At 74.1% G+C, this 16,837-nt stretch carries 20 protein-coding genes; 12 read left to right on the top strand and 8 right to left on the bottom strand.

What is annotated here, in order from left to right; all coding sequences use genetic code 11:
* Positions 1-9 precede the first annotated feature (9 nt).
* Together KF840_20380 and KF840_20375 are read right to left on the bottom strand one after the other, a co-directional pair.
* Positions 10-621: a superoxide dismutase gene (locus KF840_20380; GenBank protein ID MBX3027261.1), complete on the bottom strand. Its 612-nt coding sequence runs from the start codon at positions 619-621 to the stop codon at positions 10-12.
* A gap of 73 nt (positions 622-694) precedes the next feature.
* Positions 695-1,318: a hypothetical protein gene (locus KF840_20375; protein MBX3027260.1), complete on the bottom strand. Its 624-nt coding sequence runs from the start codon at positions 1,316-1,318 to the stop codon at positions 695-697.
* A gap of 130 nt (positions 1,319-1,448) precedes the next feature.
* Between KF840_20375 and KF840_20370 the strand changes: the two genes are divergently transcribed.
* Both KF840_20370 and KF840_20365 read left to right on the top strand, forming a co-directional pair.
* Positions 1,449-2,408, top strand: coding sequence for an MBL fold metallo-hydrolase (locus KF840_20370; protein ID MBX3027259.1), 960 nt, complete (start codon positions 1,449-1,451; stop codon positions 2,406-2,408).
* Complete coding sequence (locus KF840_20365) at positions 2,405-3,274, top strand: VOC family protein (protein MBX3027258.1); 870 nt, start codon at positions 2,405-2,407, stop codon at positions 3,272-3,274. Before KF840_20370 ends, KF840_20365 begins: the two co-directional genes overlap by 4 nt.
* A gap of 208 nt (positions 3,275-3,482) precedes the next feature.
* Here KF840_20365 and KF840_20360 read toward each other — a convergent pair whose 3' ends face one another.
* From KF840_20360 to KF840_20350, 3 genes are all read right to left on the bottom strand, one after another.
* Entirely contained in the window at positions 3,483-3,686 is a 204-nt protein-coding gene (locus KF840_20360) for a hypothetical protein (GenBank protein MBX3027257.1), read from the bottom strand.
* 58 nt (positions 3,687-3,744) lie between these two features.
* Entirely contained in the window at positions 3,745-4,032 is a 288-nt protein-coding gene (locus tag KF840_20355; GenBank protein ID MBX3027256.1) for a BrnT family toxin, read from the bottom strand.
* Positions 4,033-4,182: 150 nt separating this feature from the next.
* A complete protein-coding gene (locus KF840_20350; GenBank protein ID MBX3027255.1) occupies positions 4,183-5,265 on the bottom strand; it encodes a hypothetical protein in 1,083 nt (360 codons plus the stop codon).
* A gap of 109 nt (positions 5,266-5,374) precedes the next feature.
* On the opposite strand from KF840_20350, the gene zwf reads away from it, so the two are divergent.
* Genes zwf through KF840_20335 form a run of 3 tightly spaced genes read left to right on the top strand, consistent with a single transcriptional unit; the run spans position 5,375 to position 8,851 of the window.
* Positions 5,375-6,991 (top strand): glucose-6-phosphate dehydrogenase, encoded by a 1,617-nt coding sequence (zwf, locus tag KF840_20345; protein MBX3027254.1) that lies wholly within the window; start codon positions 5,375-5,377, stop codon positions 6,989-6,991.
* 6 nt (positions 6,992-6,997) lie between these two features.
* The gene (locus tag KF840_20340) at positions 6,998-7,984 is read left to right on the top strand and encodes a glucokinase (protein MBX3027253.1); all 987 of its coding nucleotides are present in this window, start codon (positions 6,998-7,000) and stop codon (positions 7,982-7,984) included.
* A gap of 48 nt (positions 7,985-8,032) precedes the next feature.
* Positions 8,033-8,851 (top strand): methyltransferase domain-containing protein, encoded by an 819-nt coding sequence (locus tag KF840_20335; protein MBX3027252.1) that lies wholly within the window; start codon positions 8,033-8,035, stop codon positions 8,849-8,851.
* A gap of 17 nt (positions 8,852-8,868) precedes the next feature.
* On the opposite strand, the gene KF840_20330 is transcribed toward KF840_20335, so the two are convergent.
* Complete coding sequence (locus KF840_20330) at positions 8,869-9,822, bottom strand: PDZ domain-containing protein (protein MBX3027251.1); 954 nt, start codon at positions 9,820-9,822, stop codon at positions 8,869-8,871.
* Positions 9,823-9,957: 135 nt separating this feature from the next.
* On the opposite strand from KF840_20330, the gene KF840_20325 reads away from it, so the two are divergent.
* From KF840_20325 to KF840_20305, 5 genes are all read left to right on the top strand, one after another.
* Positions 9,958-10,302 carry a transporter gene (locus KF840_20325; protein MBX3027250.1) on the top strand — a complete coding sequence of 115 codons (345 nt, stop codon included), beginning with the start codon at positions 9,958-9,960 and terminating at the stop codon, positions 10,300-10,302.
* 28 nt (positions 10,303-10,330) lie between these two features.
* Positions 10,331-10,702 carry a carboxymuconolactone decarboxylase family protein gene (locus KF840_20320; protein MBX3027249.1) on the top strand — a complete coding sequence of 124 codons (372 nt, stop codon included), beginning with the start codon at positions 10,331-10,333 and terminating at the stop codon, positions 10,700-10,702.
* Positions 10,703-10,708: 6 nt separating this feature from the next.
* A complete protein-coding gene (locus KF840_20315; protein ID MBX3027248.1) occupies positions 10,709-11,164 on the top strand; it encodes a hypothetical protein in 456 nt (151 codons plus the stop codon).
* Between the two features lie 80 nt (positions 11,165-11,244).
* Entirely contained in the window at positions 11,245-11,877 is a 633-nt protein-coding gene (gene can, locus KF840_20310; GenBank protein MBX3027247.1) for a carbonate dehydratase, read from the top strand.
* 9 nt (positions 11,878-11,886) lie between these two features.
* Entirely contained in the window at positions 11,887-12,591 is a 705-nt protein-coding gene (locus KF840_20305) for a hypothetical protein (GenBank protein ID MBX3027246.1), read from the top strand.
* Here the strand turns inward: KF840_20305 and KF840_20300 are convergent.
* Complete coding sequence (locus KF840_20300) at positions 12,530-13,915, bottom strand: hypothetical protein (protein MBX3027245.1); 1,386 nt, start codon at positions 13,913-13,915, stop codon at positions 12,530-12,532. The two genes, KF840_20305 and KF840_20300, sit on opposite strands and share 62 nt — an antisense overlap.
* A 139-nt stretch (positions 13,916-14,054) precedes the next feature.
* Here KF840_20300 and KF840_20295 point away from each other — a divergent pair, with 139 nt between their 5' ends.
* Both KF840_20295 and KF840_20290 read left to right on the top strand, forming a co-directional pair.
* Positions 14,055-14,558: a flavin reductase gene (locus KF840_20295; GenBank protein ID MBX3027244.1), complete on the top strand. Its 504-nt coding sequence runs from the start codon at positions 14,055-14,057 to the stop codon at positions 14,556-14,558.
* Between the two features lie 7 nt (positions 14,559-14,565).
* Positions 14,566-15,243, top strand: a complete 678-nt coding sequence (locus KF840_20290; protein MBX3027243.1) for an NnrU family protein — start codon at positions 14,566-14,568, stop codon at positions 15,241-15,243.
* Positions 15,244-15,262: 19 nt separating this feature from the next.
* Here KF840_20290 and KF840_20285 read toward each other — a convergent pair whose 3' ends face one another.
* Positions 15,263-16,693 carry a hypothetical protein gene (locus KF840_20285; GenBank protein ID MBX3027242.1) on the bottom strand — a complete coding sequence of 477 codons (1,431 nt, stop codon included), beginning with the start codon at positions 16,691-16,693 and terminating at the stop codon, positions 15,263-15,265.
* Positions 16,694-16,837: the final 144 nt, after the last annotated feature.

The following is a 16,837-nucleotide window of genomic DNA, read 5'->3' as shown; positions in this document are numbered from 1 at the left end:
GTAGGGTGCTCAGAGGCCGAGGTCGAGCGCGCGCGCCTTGGCGAACCGCTGGCTCACGTCCGGCCAGTCGACGAGCTTCCAGAAGGCGCGCACCCAGTCCCCCTTCGCGGCCTGGTACTGCAGGTAGTAGGCGTGCTCCCACATGTCGAGCACCAGCAGCGGCACGGTGCCGTTGCCGATGTTGCCCTGGTGGTCGTGCACCTGCTCGACGACCAGGCACCGGCCCACCGGCTCCCAGGCGAGGGTGCTCCAGCCCGAGCCCTGGATGTTCTTCGCCGCTTCGCTCGCCTGCTGCTGCATGGCCTCGAAGGAGCCGAAGGCCTCGTGGATCGCCGCCGCCAGCTCGCCCTCGGGGCGGCCGCCGCCGCGCGGCGAGAGGTTCTTCCACATCAGCGAGTGCAGCACGTGGCCGGAGAGGTGGAAGGCCAGGTTCTTCTGCAACTGATTGATGGCGGCGAAATCCTCGCGGGCGCGCGCCTCCGCCAGTGTCTCCAGGGTCGCGTTGGCGCCCTTCACGTAGGCCGCGTGGTGCGTGTCGTGGTGCAGCTCGAGCACCCTGGCGGCGTAGTGCGGCTCGAGCGCCGCGTAGTCGTACGGCAGGTCCGGCAGCGTGTAGGTCATCGCGTCTCCTCTCGTGGGTGTCTCTCAGCGTACACCCCGGGGGACGGATGGCGACGACGGCGCCGCGCTTTTCTCAGCGGCGCTGCCGCCGGTAGACGGCGAAGCGCAGGGCGAGCGCGGCGAGCAGGGCGCCGGCGGGAATCGCGTACCAGGCGGATTCGACGAGCGCCCGCGGCAGGTACGAGATCGCGAAGATGAGCCAGAGGTAGTACATGCCGGTCCGGTGCAGGAGCTGCCAGCGCCGGCGGCCGAGCCAGGCGACGGCGCCGTCGAACGACGTCGCCGCCATGGCGAACAGCAGCACGTAGCCGAGGCCGCCGAAGATCAGGGTCGTGGCGCCGCGCGAGAAGTCGGGCGACAGCGCCACCACCATCAGGATGCCGACGAGATGGATGGCGTGCGAGGTCGCGAACGACACCCCGACGTAGCGTCGGTTGGCGAGCAGCCAGGCGGTGAACGGCGTGCGCCACAGCGGGCGGAGCGACGAGGCGACGAAGGCGGCGAGGAAGAAGAGCAGGGAGGTCTTGGCGCTGGTGCGCACCACCGCGTGCCAGCCCTCGAGGCCGCCGCCGAGCAGGGTGTAGGCGAAGCTGCAGACGGTCGCGGTGAGGACGGTCGCCGTGAGGGTCAGCGGCCAGCCGCGGCGGAACGAGGCGCCGCCGGCGTCGTAGGTCGCAGTGGGCGCGGGCTGGGCCATGCGCCTCGCCGTCTAGTCCATGATGAGGGCGACGACAACCGCTGCGTCCGCGCGACGATCCGACGAGCGTGGGCGGCGCTTTGACGGCCGGCGCCGTGGGGTGCCAAAGACGCCGGCGGAGGGGCGAGGCGTGCGACGAATCGGACGGTGGCTGTTGCGATCGCTGATCGGTCTGATCCTGTTCGCGGCCGGCGGCCTGTGGTGGGCGCACCGGGCGATCGACGCGGAACGGGCGCCGCTGCCGGCGGTGGCCGACATCGCCGGCGCGCGCCCGGTCGACGATCCGCCGCTGCGCCTGTCGATCATCAATACCGCCAGCCAGCCGATGGCGCGCGCCGGGGTGCTCGAGGCCGACCGCGATCCCGATCCCGGCGCGCCCTTCGTCATGAGCCATCCGTCGTTCGTCCTCGAATGGGCGGACGGCCGCATCCTGCTCATCGACACCGGCATGACCGCCGAGCAGGCGATCGCCTTCGGCAAGCCGATCGAGATGATCCGCGATGCGCAGCCGATGCAGCCCCACCGCTCGACGGCCGAGGCGCTCGGCATCGACGCGGCGCGCGTCCGCGGCGTCATCTTCACCCACCCGCACACCGATCACACCGGCGGCATCGGCGCGCTCTGCGCGCGCGTCGACCACGACGTCGCCGTGTTCATGACCATCGCCCAGGCGCAGCGCCCCAACTACACCACCCGCCCCGGGCTGGCGCAGATCCGCGACGCCGCCTGCGCGCGGCCGGTGGGTCTCGACGGCGGGCCGTTGATGCCGGTGCCCGGGTTCCCCGGCGTCTCGGTCATCGACGCCGGCGGGCACACGCCCGGCAGCCAGATCGTCATCGCCCAGGTGGGCAGCGGCGACGGACAGCGGCGCTACGTGTTCGTCGGCGACATCGTCAACAACGCGGACGGCATCGAACACGACATTCCCAAGCCCTGGGTCTACCGCACCTTCATCATCCCCGAGTCGGAATCCCGCCAGCAGGAGCTGCGCCGCTTCCTCAAGCGGCTCGAGGACGAGGCGCACGCCGTCCCGCTGGTGTCGCACGATCAACTGTCGCTCGAGCGCAGCGGCGTCGAGAGCTGGCAGTGAGCGCGGCGCCGGGGCTCAGCGCCCTCGACCACGTGGTCGTCGCCGTCCGCGATCTCCCCGCCGCGGCGCGCGCCTACGGCGCGCTCTACGGCCGCGCCTCCTCGTGGCAGGGCGTGCACCCGGGGTGGGGGACCGCGAACGTCCTCTTCCGCCTCGCCAACACCTACGTCGAGCTGATCGCGCCCGCCGGCGAGGGGCCGCTCGCCGCGGCGCTGCGCGGCCACCTCGAGGTCCACGGCGAGGGGCCGTACGCCCTCGCGTTCGCCACCGCCGACGCGGCGGCCTGCGCCGCCGCGCTGCGCGCCGCCGGCATCGCGGCCGGCGACCCGACGCCGGGCAGCGGGCGCGATACGGCGAGCGGCGCCGAACGGCGCTGGCGCACCGTCGTCCTGCCGCCCGCCGACACGCGCGGCGTGCCGCTCCTGATCATCCAGCACGACGCGCCGTCCGCGGCGCTGCCGCCGGCGGCGATCGCCGGCGATCCGCGGGCGGCGGTCGACGGCATCGACCACGTCGTGGTGATGACCGCCGATGCCGAGGCGGCGATCGCGCTCTACCGCGATCGCCTCGGCCTGCGCCTGGCGTTCGACCGCACCTTCGAGCCGCGCGGGGTGCGGCTCCTCTTCTTCCGCCTCGCCGGCATCACCGTGGAGCTGGCGGCGCCGCTGGGCGCCGCGGCCGCGCCGGATCGCTTCTGGGGCATCTCCTACCGCGTTGCCGACATCGACGCCGCGCGCGCCCGCCTGCTCGCCGCCGGCTTCGACGTCTCCGAGGCGCGCCCCGGCCACAAACCGGGGACGCGCGTCTGCACCGTCCGCCGCGAGACCCACGGCGTCGCCACGCTCCTCATCGCCGCCGCCCCCTGACGTCCGGCGAGCCGCCGCCGCGTCCGTGGGCGCCGCCCCTGGCGCCGCGGCGCGGCCACGACGCGCGCCGGATGCGACTCGTCTCCGTGCCGCCGGTCCGCCCTGTCCGACGCGCCAATGGCGAAATCGGCAGCGCGCCGGCGCGGCGCCGCTCGCGAGATCGGGTGCCGCGGGATCAGGCCACCGCCGCCGGGCCCTGGAGGGCTGCTCACGCGGCGCGCCGGCGCCGCAGCGATTCGTCCAGGAGCAGCTTGATGAGCGCCTGGTAGGGAACGTCCCGCGCCGAAGCGTACGCCTTCAGTTGGTTGAGCAGCGCCGAGGGCAGCCGGATCGACACCACCTGGGTGGGGGGGACGGGCGGCAGCTCGAGCCCGATCTGTTTCAGCGTCAGGGGCTTCGTCGTGTCGACCATGCCCGAGGTGTCTCGCGTATCGTAATCCGTGATCGCCGGCCGCCGCCGCGTCGCGGCGCTAGGCTTTCGTTTCATAGATCGTTCTCTCCCTTCGCGAGGCGGGGCGCGCCGTGATCACGCGGACCCGGCCGCCCCTGTGGGTGAAGCCGACCATCAGCACTCGAGCTTCGAGGCTTCGTCCGTACAGGATGTAGCGCGCCTCGCGCACGCTGGAGTGCTGCCGGTCTTCGAACAGGCGAACGTGGGGATCGTAGAAGGCGCTCTCCGCCTCGAGGCGGGACACGCCGTGCTTCGCCTCGTTCTTCTGGACGTTCCACTGATCCCAGTCGAAGACGACCTGCGCCATGCGCCGCCGCAGACGCTACCAAGGGAGGGATGTAGCGTCAAACACTACACGTTCGGTCCGTGTGGCATCGCCGCCCGCTGGGCGGCGAGCGCGGCGTTGCTCCCCCGGTCGGCGTTCCCGGGCGACGGGGGGCGATGGGGTCGGCCCGGGTTAGCGGACCGCCGTCCACGGGGCCCACCAGAGCATCGGGGCGAGCCAGATCAGGATCGGCGCGACGGCGAAGGCCGCGACGGCGGCGCGCAGCTCGCGCGACAGCAGCGGGAAGGCGAGCAGCAGGGCCACCTGGGCGCCGAGGCCGACGCGGGCCAGGGCGAGGACGTGCAGGTAGGTCTGCGCCGGGGCGCTCAGCACCAGCAGCGCGTTGAGGGCGATCAGCCAGGCGAACGGGCTTGCGGGCTCGCGGACGATCCACGCCAGGGCGCCGGGCGCGAGCGCGGCGAGCGGCAGGGCGACCAGGACGAGCGCCGCGAGCCGCCCGGGATCGGCGTCGGCGATCGGGAAGGCGCCGGCGAGCGGCAATTGCAGCAGGCTGGCGACGCCGGTCGCCGGCCCCGGCAGGGCGGCGATCAGGTACGCCTGCCAGGCGAGGATCGGCAGGGCGGTGGCGGCGAGCGCGAGGGCGTCGCCCCAGCGCCGCCGCGCCAGGGCGGCGGCCGCCAGCGCGGCGGCGAAGAGCACGGCCGACTCGCGCGCCAGCGGCGCCAGCGCCAGCAGGATGCCGCCGGCGCGGAGCCGGCGCTCGAGCCAGGCGATGGCGCCGGCCGCCGCCAGCCCGTACGCCAGCGGCTCGGTGCAGTCGCGCGAGTAGGCGAATAGCAGTCCGGCGCCGCCGGCATAGGCGAGCGCCCACCACGGCGAGGTGTCGCGCGCCGCCAGCCAGCGCGCCAGGAGCGCGGTGCCGGCGACCACCGCGAGGTAGTTGATCGCCAGCATCGCCCACGGCAGCAGCGCCGGGTGGCCGCCGCTCAGGCCGGCCGCGAGCAGCGGGTAGAGGATGCGCGCCATGCGGTAGCCGGGCGCGTCGAGATGGGGGATCGCGGCCCAGCCGTCGCGCGCCAGGTAGTACACGAACTGCCCATCGTAGCCGGTGCGGCCGTCGACCACCCCCTCGCTCCAGCGCTCGCCGATCCACACGAACCACAGCGGCGAGCCACCGTGCAGCGCCAGGGCGAGCAGCGTGAAGCCGGCATAGCCGGCGGCGGCGACGAGGACGGGGCGGCGCGGGGAGGGCATGGCAGCGGGCGGCGGATCGCGTATAGCTGAAGGCGATGGCGTTGGCTCGCGGCGGCGAGCCGGCGGCCATGTGCCATACGCCAGTGGCCACGGGCCAGGAGGGCAGGGCATGGATGCTCCGGGAGCCGGCGGTGCCGGCGCGGTGTCGGTGCGGATCGGTGAGCGGGCGGCGAACGGCGGGCCGCCGATGCCGCGCGCCGAGGACCCGATGACCGTGGTGATCTTCGGCGCCTCGGGCGATCTCGCCAAGCGCAAGCTGATGCCGGCCCTCTACCACCTCTGCGAGGCGGGCTGCCTGCCGGAGCGCTTCGCGATCGTCGGCATGGCGCGCACGCCGATGTCCGACGAGGTCTACCGCGACGCGATGGCGGAGGTGCTGGGCGAGCGCACCGGCCGGGCGGTCGATCGCCAGCACCCGCTGCTGCAGGCGCTCCACTACCACGCCGGCGCCGGCGACGATCCGGCGGCGATGGCGGCGCTCGCGGCGCGGGTCGAGGCGATCGAGCGCGAACGCCAGTTGCCCGGCCACCGCCTCTTCTACCTGTCGGTGGCGCCGGCGCTGTTCCCGCGCATCGTCGCCGGCCTCGCCAGCGGCGGCCTGCTGCGCCCGCCGTCGGCGCCGCAGTGGTCGCGGGTGATCATCGAGAAGCCGTTCGGCCGCGACCTGGCGAGCGCCATCGCGCTCACCGCCGACATCCGTCGCGTCCTGGACGAGAGCCAGATCTACCGCATCGACCACTACCTCGGGAAAGAGACGGTGCAGAACATCCTCGCCTTCCGCTTCGGCAATTCGATCTTCGAGCCGCTGTTCAACCGCCGGTACGTGGACAGCGTGCAGATCACCGTCGCCGAGACGCTCGGCATGGAGGGCGGCCGCGGCGCCTACTACGACACCGCCGGCGTGTTGCGCGACATGGTGCAGAACCACATGATGCAGCTCCTCTGCCTGCTCGCCATGGAGCCGCCGGCGGCGATCGATGGCCAGGCGGTGCGCGACGAGAAGGTGAAGGTGCTGCGGGCGCTGCTGCCGATGTCGCCGGAGGAGGTGGCGCAGGCGACGGTGCGCGGCCAGTACGGCGTCGGCCAGTGCCGGGGCGAGATCGTCCCCGGCTACCGCCAGGAGAAGGGCGTCGATCCGCAGTCGACCACCGAGACCTTCGTCGCCCTGCGCACCTACGTGGACAACTGGCGCTGGGCCGGCGTGCCGTTCCTGCTGCGCTCGGGCAAACGCCTGGCGGCGCAGGTGTCGGAGATCGCGGTGCGCTTCAAGCGGCCGCCGATGCTGCTGTTCAGCGAGATGGCGCAGCGCGAGGGGGTGGCGCCGCCGGAGCCGCGGTCGAACTACCTGGTGCTGCGGATCCAGCCGAACGAGGGCATCAGCCTGTCCTTCGCCAGCAAGCGGCCGGGCATGCGCATGCAGCTCGACGACGTGACGATGGATTTCCTCTACGACACCACCTTCGACGAGCGGTCGCCCGAGGCCTACGAGCGGCTGCTGCTCGACGCCCTGCGCGGCGACGCGGCCCTGTTCACCCGCTCCGACGAGGTCGAGTACGCCTGGCGCTTCGCCACCTCGGTGCTCGAGGGCTGGGCGCAGATGCCGCGGCCGTCGTTTCCGAACTACTACCCGTTCAGCGACGGACCGGAGGAGGCGAGCCACCTCATGCCGGGCACGGCGCACTGGCGCAGCCTGGCGTCGGCGGCGCGCAGCGGCGGGCCCTGCTGAGGATCCGTGGCGCGCTGGGTTCTCGCCGGCGACGTCGGCGGCACGAAGACCAATCTCGCCATCTACGGGGTCGCGGCGTCGGGGGCGTTGACGCTCGGGCGCGAGGCCTCGCTGCCGAGCCGCGGCGCGGCGAGCCTGGAGGCGCTGATCGGACAGTTTCTCGCCGCCGGCGGCGAGGCGGTCGCCGCGGCCGCCTTCGGCATCGCCGGGCCGGTGCTCGGCGGCGTCGTCGACGTCACCAACCTGCCGTGGCACGTCGAGGCGCCGGCGCTGGCGCGCCGCATCGGCTGTCCCGCGGTGCGCCTGCTCAACGATCTGGAGACCACCGCCTACGGCGCGCTGCACCTCGACGACGCGAGCCTGCTGGTGCTCAGCGCCGGTTCGCCGTTCCCCGGCAACCGCGCCGTCATCGCCGCCGGCACCGGGCTGGGGCAGGGGCTGCTGTTCTGGGACGGCGCCCGTTACCACCCGTCGGCGAGCGAGGGGGGGCACGTCGACTTCGGGCCGCGCGACGCGCGCGAGGACGCGCTGGCGCAGTTCCTGCGGCCGCGGGTCGGGCGCGTCACCTGGGAGCGCGTGCTCTCCGGCCCCGGTCTGCACAACCTCTTCGCGTTTCTCGTCGAGGGCGAGGGGCGCCGCATCGAGCCCGCGGTGCAGGCGCGGCTCGCCGCCGGGGATGCGAGCGCGGTCATCGGCGAGCTCGGCGTGTCCGGCGGGTGCCCGGTGTGCGTCGAGGCGGTGGAGCTGTTCGTGTCGCTCTACGGATCGCAGGCCGGCAATCTGGCGCTCAGCGCGCTGGCGGTGGGCGGGGTCTACGTCGGCGGCGGCATCGTCACCAAGCTGCTGCCGAAGATCACCGGCGGCAGCTTCCTGCGCGCCTTCCTCGACAAGGCGCCGCACCAGGCGCTGCTGCGACGCATGCCGCTGTCGGTGATCCTGACGCCGAAGGCGTCGCTGCTCGGCGCCGCCCACGTCGCCGCGGAGATGCTGTGACGCCGCGCTCGCCGCGGCCGGCGCCGGCGCGCCGAAGGGAGGCGTGACATGGGCGCGGACGATGCGCGCCGCTACGTCATCCACGGCGGCGCCCGCGGCGTCGACCGCTTGCGGATCCTCGGGCGGGTGGTGGCGCCGACGACGCGGGCGCTGCTCGAACGCGCCGGCGTCGGCCCGGGCATGGCGTGTCTCGACGTCGGCTGCGGCGGCGGCGACAGCACGGCGGAGCTGGCGCGGCTCGTCGCGCCGGACGGGCGGGTGGTCGCCATCGACGCCGACGCCGCCGCGGTCGATCTCGCGCGCCGCACCGCCGCGGCGCGCGGTCTCGCGCACGTCGAATTCCGCGTCGGCCTCGCCGGCGAGGGCGCCACGGCGCCGGAATTCGACGTCGGGTATGCGCGCTTCCTGCTCACCCATCTGCGCGATCCGGCCGCTGCCGTCGCCTGGATGCGCGCCCATCTGCGCCCCGGCGGCGTGCTGGTGCTCGAGGACATCGATTTCCGCGGCCACTTCTGCCACCCGGCGAACGCCGCCTTCGATCGGTACACGGCGCTCTACGCCGCGGTGGTGCAGTCCGCCGGCGCGGATCCGTTCATCGGCCCTCGCCTCCCCGACCTGCTGCGCGCCGCCGGCTGCGAGGCGGTGGCGATGCAGGTGGTGCAGCCGGCCGGCTTCGATCCCGACGTGAAGGTGATGGCGGCGATCACCACCGAGGGCATCGCCGCGCGCGCCGCGGCGGCGGGTCTGGCGACGCGCGCCGAGCTGGCGTCGCTGGCCGAGGCGCTGCACGCCTTCGCCCGCGATCCACACTCCGTGATGAGCCTGCCGCGCATCGTGCAGGCCTGGGGGCGGGCGCCGGACGGCTGAGCCGCCGGCCGCGGACCTCAGCCGCTGTCCCGCGGCTGCCGCCCGTCCGCGGCGGTCGACATCGGCATCGTCTGCGTGGCGTTGACCCGCAGGCCGAGCGGTCCGCGCGGCACCTGCACGGTCATCGGCACGCCCTGGCGGGTGATGAGCAGTTGGACCCACTCGCCCGGCTCGCCGAGCTGCGTCTGCGTCACCAGCTCGGCGGGGGCGAAGACGCGGGTATCGCCGTAGCGCACGATGACGTCGCCCTGCGCCAGGCCGGCCTGCGCGGCCGGGGAGTCGGTCATCACGTCGTCCACCCGCACCCGGTTGGTCTGGCCGAGGGCGAAGAGGTAGCGGTCGTAGCCGTCGTCGCCGAGCTCGTCGCGGATCGAGACCTGTTGCTGGTGCAGCGAGTCGAGCTCCTCCTGGTAGCGCGGCGTGTCGACCCAGTCCTCGCGCGTCGCCTGGTCGCGCAGATACATCTCGGCCAGGGCGAGCGTATCGGCGCGGCGCTTGAGGTCGGCGGCCTGGTTGGCGTCCATGCCGCCGGCGATCAGGGCGCGTTCCATCTCGCTCTTCGAATAGTCGACCGGGGTCGGCACGGCGTCCGCCGCCGCCTCCGCGTTGGCGGCGGCGCCGTCGACGGGCGGCGGCGCCGCGGCCACCGCGAGCGGCGGCGCCTGCGCCTCCGCCGGCGGCGCGGCGGCGGCGTCGCCCAGCGCCTGCAGGTGATCGTGCAGCTCCGCGAGCTGCTGTTCGGCGCGCTGGCGCGCCGCGGTCTCCTGCTCCAGCCGGCGCTCGAGGTCGCGCTGGCGCTGCGCCGAATCGCCGCCGCCGGCGCGGCCGCCGGGGGGGTCGACGCCGCGCGCCGTCAGCGGCGGACGGGGTGGCGGCGGGGGCGGGGCCTCGGGGACCTGCAGCCATCCGGCCACGGTCGCGACCACGACTCCGGCGGCGAAGGCGACGACGAGGCTGACGATCCTGGGCATGCGGTTCCGACGCTGGGGCGATTGTCGCTGCCCTCCGCTCGGCTTGCAACGGTGGCGCGGTGCGCCTGGCGGCGGGGCGACCGGCGGCCGTCGAGCATCGACGACGCGCGGCGCCCGTGTCATGTACGTCGGCGCATGGAGAACGGCGGCAGGACCCTGGCGGTCGTGGTGACCATCGCCTTCAGCCTCGTCGGCGTGTGCGGCGACTACTTCCTCAAGCTGGCGAGCGCCGAGCCGCGGGCGTTGCGCTCGCGGTGGTTCGCCATCGGCTTCGCGGTCTATGCCTCGACGGCCTTCGGCTGGGTGTTCGTCATGCGGCACCTGAAGCTGGCGACGATCGGCGTCGTGTACTCGGTGTCGATGGTGCTGTTGCTGAGCGCCATCGGCATCCTGTTCTTCCACGAGCCGGTCAGTGGCTACGAGGTCGCGGGCATCGCCATGGCGATCGGCTCGCTGGTCCTGCTGATCCGCTTCGCGTGAGCGGCGGCACGACGACGGAGGCGCGACGATGAGCGGAGACCGGGAGCGCGGTCGCGAGTGGTTCGAGCGGGTGATGGGCATGCCGGCGCCGTTGGCGCCGCCGGATCCGCTGGTGGCGGCGACCGTCGATCACCTGTTCGCCGACGTCTGGGCGCGGCCCGGCCTGGCGCTGCGCGACCGGCGGATCGCGACGCTGACCATCCTCATCCAGCTCGGCAACGAGATGGCGTTGCGCCTGCACCTCGGCGCCGCGATGCGGCAGCAGCAGCTCACCGACACGGAGATCGACGAGCTGATCCTGCACGTCGCCCATTACGGCGGCTGGCCCGGGGCCGCGGTGGCGAGCCAGGTGGTGCGCCAGTTGCGCGCCGAGCGCGATGCCCCGCCGCCGGGCGCCTGAGCCGCGATGGCGTCGCTGCCGGCCGCCTGCGGCGGCTTCCTGCTCGCGGTGCTGTGGTTCGACCTGATGTTCGACGTCCAGGTGCGACGGCACCCGGAGGGCGATCTGCCGGAGCCGGTGCTGGCATCGATCGCCGGCTACTACCGCCGCGTCACCAGCGAGGCGTGGCTGATGTCGCAGGCCGTCGCGGCGGTGATGCTGATCGGCATCCTCGCCCTGCTGCGCCAGTGGCAGACCGGTGGCGCGCCGGCGGGCGTGACCATCGTCTCGCTGGCGCTCGCCGCCGTCCCGATCGCGCTCGCCCTCGGGCGTGTCCTGCCGAACGCGAAGCGCCTCGGCAGCCGGCGCGACCCGGTGACCCGGCAGAGCGCCCTGGCGCGCGCCATCTGGCGCGACCATCTCGTCTGCCTCGCCGCCATCTCCGCCTTCCTGGCGCTCCAGCTCTCCGGGGTCGGGCGCTAGGGACATCCGCGCCGGATGTTCGTCTCGGCGCGCCGGGCGTGTTGCCTCGCGGTCGCGTTCGCGGCTAGATCGGGTCCGCCATGCCGTTCCTGAAGCAACTGTTCGCGAACAACCGCCTCTGGGCCGAGCGCATGACGGCGGAGGATCCGGAGTTCTTCAGCAAGCTGGCGCAGCAGCAGGCCCCGGAGTACCTGTGGATCGGCTGCTCCGACAGCCGCGTGCCCGCCAACCAGATCGTCGGGCTGTTGCCCGGCGAGCTCTTCGTGCACCGCAACGTCGCCAACGTCGTCATCCACACCGACCTGAACTGCCTCTCGGTGCTGCAGTACGCGATCGACGTGCTGCGCGTGCGCCACATCATGGTGACGGGCCACTACGGGTGCGGCGGCGTCCGGGCGGCGATGGGCCACGCCGAGCTGGGGCTGATCGACAACTGGCTGCGCTCGATCAAGGACATCTACCAGCAGCACCGCGACGCGCTCGACGCCATCGCCGACGAGGGGAAGCGGGTCGACCGCCTGTGCGAGCTCAACGTCATGCAGCAGGTGGCCAACGTCTGCCACACCACCATCGTCCAGGACGCCTGGCGGCGCGGCGCCGCGCTGTCGGTGCACGGCTTCATCTACGACATCCACGACGGCCTGCTGCGCGATCTCGGCTTCCGCGTCACGGGCGTCGACCAGATCCCGCCCATCTACCGCGTCTGCGACTGACGGCGCGCCGTGCTCGGCTTCCTGCACACCGCCGCGTCGCACGTGCCGACGTTCGAGCGGTTGGCGCGCGATGCCGATCCCGCGCTGTCGTGCCGCCACGCCGTCGAGGCGCCGCTGCTCGCCGCCGCGACGGCGGCCGGCGGCGTCGACGCCGCGCTGGCGGCGCGGATCGCGGCGCGCGTCGACGCCCTGCGCGCCGCCGGGGCGCGGGTGGTCGTGTGCACCTGCTCGACCATCGGCGACGCCGCCGAGGCGGCGTCGCGGCCGCAGGCGCCGGTGCTGCGCATCGACCGGCCGATGGCCGAGGCGGCGGTGCGGCGCGGCGCGCGCGTCGCCGTGGTGGCGGCGCTCGACACGGCGCTGGCGGCGACGGTGGCGCTGCTGCGCGCCGTGGCGCGCGAGCAGGGGCGGGCAGTGGCGATCGCGCCGGTGCTGTGCGCGGCGGCGTGGCCGCGCTTCGTGGCGGGCGACCTCGCCGCCTATGCCGCGGCGACCGCGGCGGCGGCGCGCGCCGCGGCGCCGGCGGTCGACGTCGTGGTGCTCGGGCAGGTCTCGATGGCGCCGGCCATCGAGCGGCTCGCGGATCTCGCGACGCCGGTGCTGGCGGCGACCCCGCTCGGCGTGCAGGTCGCCGTCGAGCGCTGCCGCGCCCTCAGGGCGCCAGCGCCAGGCGGCTCCGCCGCTGCTCGCCGACCCGGTCGCGCACGGCGGTGAATTCCTCGCCGAGGGCGCGCGGCAGGCGCACCACGCTGTCGACGATGCGGATGCCGGGGATCATCGCCGCCAGGTTGTCGCCGGCGGGCGCCGCATCGCGCAGGTCGCGCAACTGCTGGAAGGTGGCGAGGACGCGCGGCGCCATCGGCGCCACCGTCGTGCCCTGGATGGCGAGGATGCGGTGGCTGGGGGCGGCGATCGACAGATAGGCGGCGCCGTAGGCGCCGCCGCCGAGCACGCAGAGCAGGGGGTGGCCGGCGAGGCGCGCGACCATCAGGCCGCGCAGGCACTCGGCGAGGGCGCGCGAGATGCCGGCTCGCTCCTGGCGCAGATCGCTGGCGTGGCCGCGGCAGAAGAGGAAGGTGATGATCGGCGCCCCGGGCGCGGCGCGGACCGCCTGGTGCACGGCCTGCAGCACGGCGTGCGCCTCGGCGACGCCGATGCCGTGCGGCGAGCGGTCGGGGCCGACGATGATGCCCAGCGTGCGGACGCCGCGCAGATCGCCCCAGGCGGCGTGGACCAGGCCGAGGCGGACGCTCGGCTCGGTGGCGTGCCACTGGCCGCGGAAGGAGTAGGCGAAGAGGTCGCGCCGGCGCGCCCGCGCGGCGGCAGCCGGTGGTTCGGGCGGGTCGAGTTGGGCGAGCAGATGGCCGGTGATCGCCAGTCCCTGCGCCAGGGCGGCGGCGGGTCCGACGCGCCGCAGCGGCGTGGCGAGCGCCCCCGCGATCGCCTGGCGCACCGCCGCGCGGCTGTCCTCGACCAGACCGGTCGCGTGCGCGGCGCGCCGGCGCGCCGGCGCCGCCATCACCGCGCGGGCGACGTCGTGTTCGGCGGCGCCGCCCTCGAGGAGCTGCGGTCCGGTGAGTCCCCACAGCGCGTCGCGGGTCAGCAGGGTGGCGTGGCCGACGGCGGCGATGACCGACGGGGCGCCGAAGCAGCCGCGCGGCCCGCTCACCAGGTTGACCACCGGCGTGCCGCAGAGCGCCAGGCGGGCGAGGCGGACGCCGAGCGCCGAGGCCTCGCCGAGCGCCGCCGGGCCGTCCTGGACCCGCACGCCGCCGGTGTTCCAGCACAGCACCACGGCGCCGCGGCGCCGCTCGGCGCGCGCGATCAGATCGCCGAGCTGGCGCGCCTCGCCGTGTCCGACCGTGCCGCCGCGCAGACGACCGTCGCTGACGGCGAGCAGGACGCGCCGGCCGTCGATCGCCGCCTGCGCGGTGACCATGCCGACCCCGGGATCGGCGCCGAGGATCTGCAGCGTCCCGGGATCGGCGAGCGCGGCGGCGCGCTCGCCGGCGGAGAGGGCGGTGAAGGGGGTGGGCATCGATGGGCGCCGCCGACGGCGCCAGGCGTCTCTAGCGGTCCGCGTCGCCGGCGTCCATGCGCGACACCGCGAGCAGCGCGCGCCGCGGCGATTGCGCCCGCACGGCGATTGCGTTCTACTCCGGCGCCGGAGGACCGCGATGGACGCCAACGCCAAGAAGACCGCCCTGCGCATGATTCCCTACGGGCTCTACGTGTTGACCGCCGAGGATGCCGACGGGACGGTGGCGGCGGCGACGGTGAACTGGGTGACGCAGGCGTCGTTCCAGCCGCCGCTGGTCGCGGTCGGGGTCAAGACGGACTCCGGCGCGCACGCGGTGATCAAGGCCAGCGGCGCCTTCGCGCTCAACGTTCTCGGCAAGGGGCAGCAGGCCGCGGCCTTCGCGTTCTTCAAGCCGGCGGCGCGGGACGGCGATCGGATCAACGGCGAGGCCTATCGCCGCGGCAGCACCGGCGCGCCGATCCTGGCGTCGGTGCCGGCGTACGTCGAGTGCCGGCTGAGCGCGACGGTCGAGCTCGGCGACCACTCGGTGTTCGTCGGTGAGGTGGTCGATGCCGGCGTCGCCGGCGAGATCAGCGGTCGCCCCGACGATGCGACCCTGTGGCTCAAGGACCTCGGAGAGAAGACGTTCTACGGCGGCTGAGTCGGCGATGGCGTCGCTGGGGCTGGCCGGCGCCGTGTTCGTCGGCATTCATCTGTTCATCGCCGGCACCCGGCTGCGCGACCGCATTGTCGCGGCGATCGGCGAGCAGGCGTATCTCGGGCTGTTCTCGCTGCTCTCGATCGCCAGCCTCGGCTGGCTGATCCTCGCCTACCGGGCGGCGCCGCGGGTGTTGCTGTGGCACGCGCCGGCGCCGCTGCGCGTCGCCGCGATCGCGCTCATGACGGCGGCGGTGGCGCTGGTGGTGATCGGGTTGACGACGCCCAGTCCGACCGCCACCGGCGGCGCCGGCGCGCTCGATCGCGCGGACGCGGCGCGCGGCATCCTGCGCGTCACCCGGCATCCGTTCCTCTGCGGCGTCGCGCTGTGGGCGGCGCTGCACCTGCTGGTCAACGGCGACAGCGCGTCGCTGGTGCTGTTCGGCGCCCTGCTGACGCTGGCGTCGATCGGCCCGCCGTCGATCGACGCCAAGCGGCAGCGCGCCTTCGGCGGGCGCTGGCGCCGCTTTGCCGAGCAGACGTCGGTGCTGCCCTTCGCCGCCATCGCGGCCGGCCGCAACACGCTGCGCGTCGACGAGATCGGTGCCTGGCGGGCGGCCGCGGCGATCGCCGCGTACGCCGCCCTGCTGCTCTTCCACGGCCGCCTCTTCGGCGCGCCGGCGTGGTGACGAGCGGGCCGCTCGGCGGTCAGTCGACCGGCGCCGCGCCGTGCTCGCCGGCGCGTCGCGCGGCGGCGTCGACCTCGCCGGCCGGCAGGGAGAAGCGGAAGGTGGTGCCGACCTCGTCGCGCGAGGTGGCCCAGAGGCGGCCGCCGTGCGATTCGACGATCGAGCGGCTGATCACCAGGCCGAGCCCGAGCCCGTGCGCCTTGGTGGTGAGGAACGGCGTGAACAGGCGGTCGCGCACGCTGGGCGCGAACCCTTGACCGGTATCGCGCACCGCGACCTGCACCTCGCCGCGTTCGACGGTCGTCGCCACCACCACCTCGCGCGGCGCCACCCGCGCCAGGGCCGCGGCCTGCACGCCGTTCAGCATCAGATTGACCATCACCTGTTCGATCTGCGTGCCGTCGGCCTGCACGCGCGGCACGTCGGCGCCGCTCTCGAGGCGCACCGTGACGCCGTGCTCGCGCGCCTGCGGATGGATGACGCGCAGCGCGTCGGCGGCGAGCGCGTTGACGTCGACGTCGGCGCTGATCGTCGACTCCCGCCGCACCAGGGCGCGGATGTTGCGCAGGATCTCGCCGGCGCGCAGCCCCTCGTGGGCGATGGCCTCACAGGCCCGGCGCAGGTCGTCGACGTCGACGATGCCCTGACGGAGCCGGTGCACGGCGCCCCGGGAGTAGTTGGCGATCGCGCACAGCGGCTGGTTGATCTCGTGCGCCAGCGTCGAGACCAACTCGGCGATGGTCTGCAGGCGCAGCGCGTGCGCGAGCTCCGCCTGGTGGCGGTGCAGCGCTTCGTGGGCGCGTTCGAGCGCGATCGTGCGCTCCAGCACCCGCTGCTCGAGACGCGCCGCGAGGCGGCGCACGGTGCGCTCGGCGCGCTTGCGATCGATCAGCTCGCGGCGATGGGCGAGGCGATAGTTGGTGATCTCGCGCGCCGCGATCAGCGACAGGGCGAAGCCGACCATGACCGCCGCCGCGGCGTCGCTGGCGACGATGGCGAAGCTGCGGTCGCGGTGCCAGATCTCTGCCAGCAGCGAGGCGCCGCCGATGATGACGGTCAGGGCCTGCACCCAGATGCCCCAGGGAATGATCGTCGCCGTGATCAGCGCCGCGCCGACGAAGAGGATGGCGGTGGTCGCGTACTCGCCGGAGATGCTGAGCGAGCGGCCGAGGGCGGTGAACAGGTAGGCGACGCTGACCGTGCTGATGGTGACCAGCCAGGCGTGCCGCACCGCCCAGGTGGATTGCAGCACGATCAGGCCGGCGACGATGCTGGCGAATCCGAGCAGGTGGATGGCGACGCCGGGCCATGAGCCATCCTGCCAGGCGGCGATCTGCAGCGCGGTGAAGATCGCCGAGCCGACGAGACAGATCAGCAGGATGACGCGTGTCCGTCGAACCAGGATCTGGTTGGTCGACAGGAGAAAACTATCGCCCGGGACGTCGATCATTCGCTTCTAAAGTGGGATGTCCGTCGCTATCACAGATCGTGAGATGTGCGGAAGGATAAGTTTGCTGAGCCGCGCCAGGCGTCCGGCGCCGGCCGGCCGGCGCGATGCGGAGGGCATGCCGGCTGATGCGGTACGTCGCGTGCC

The organism is bacterium (assembly GCA_019637795.1).
Classification (GTDB): domain Bacteria; phylum Desulfobacterota; class Binatia; order HRBIN30; family CADEER01; genus JAHBUY01.
This window is presented reverse-complemented; position numbering and strand designations above follow the sequence as displayed.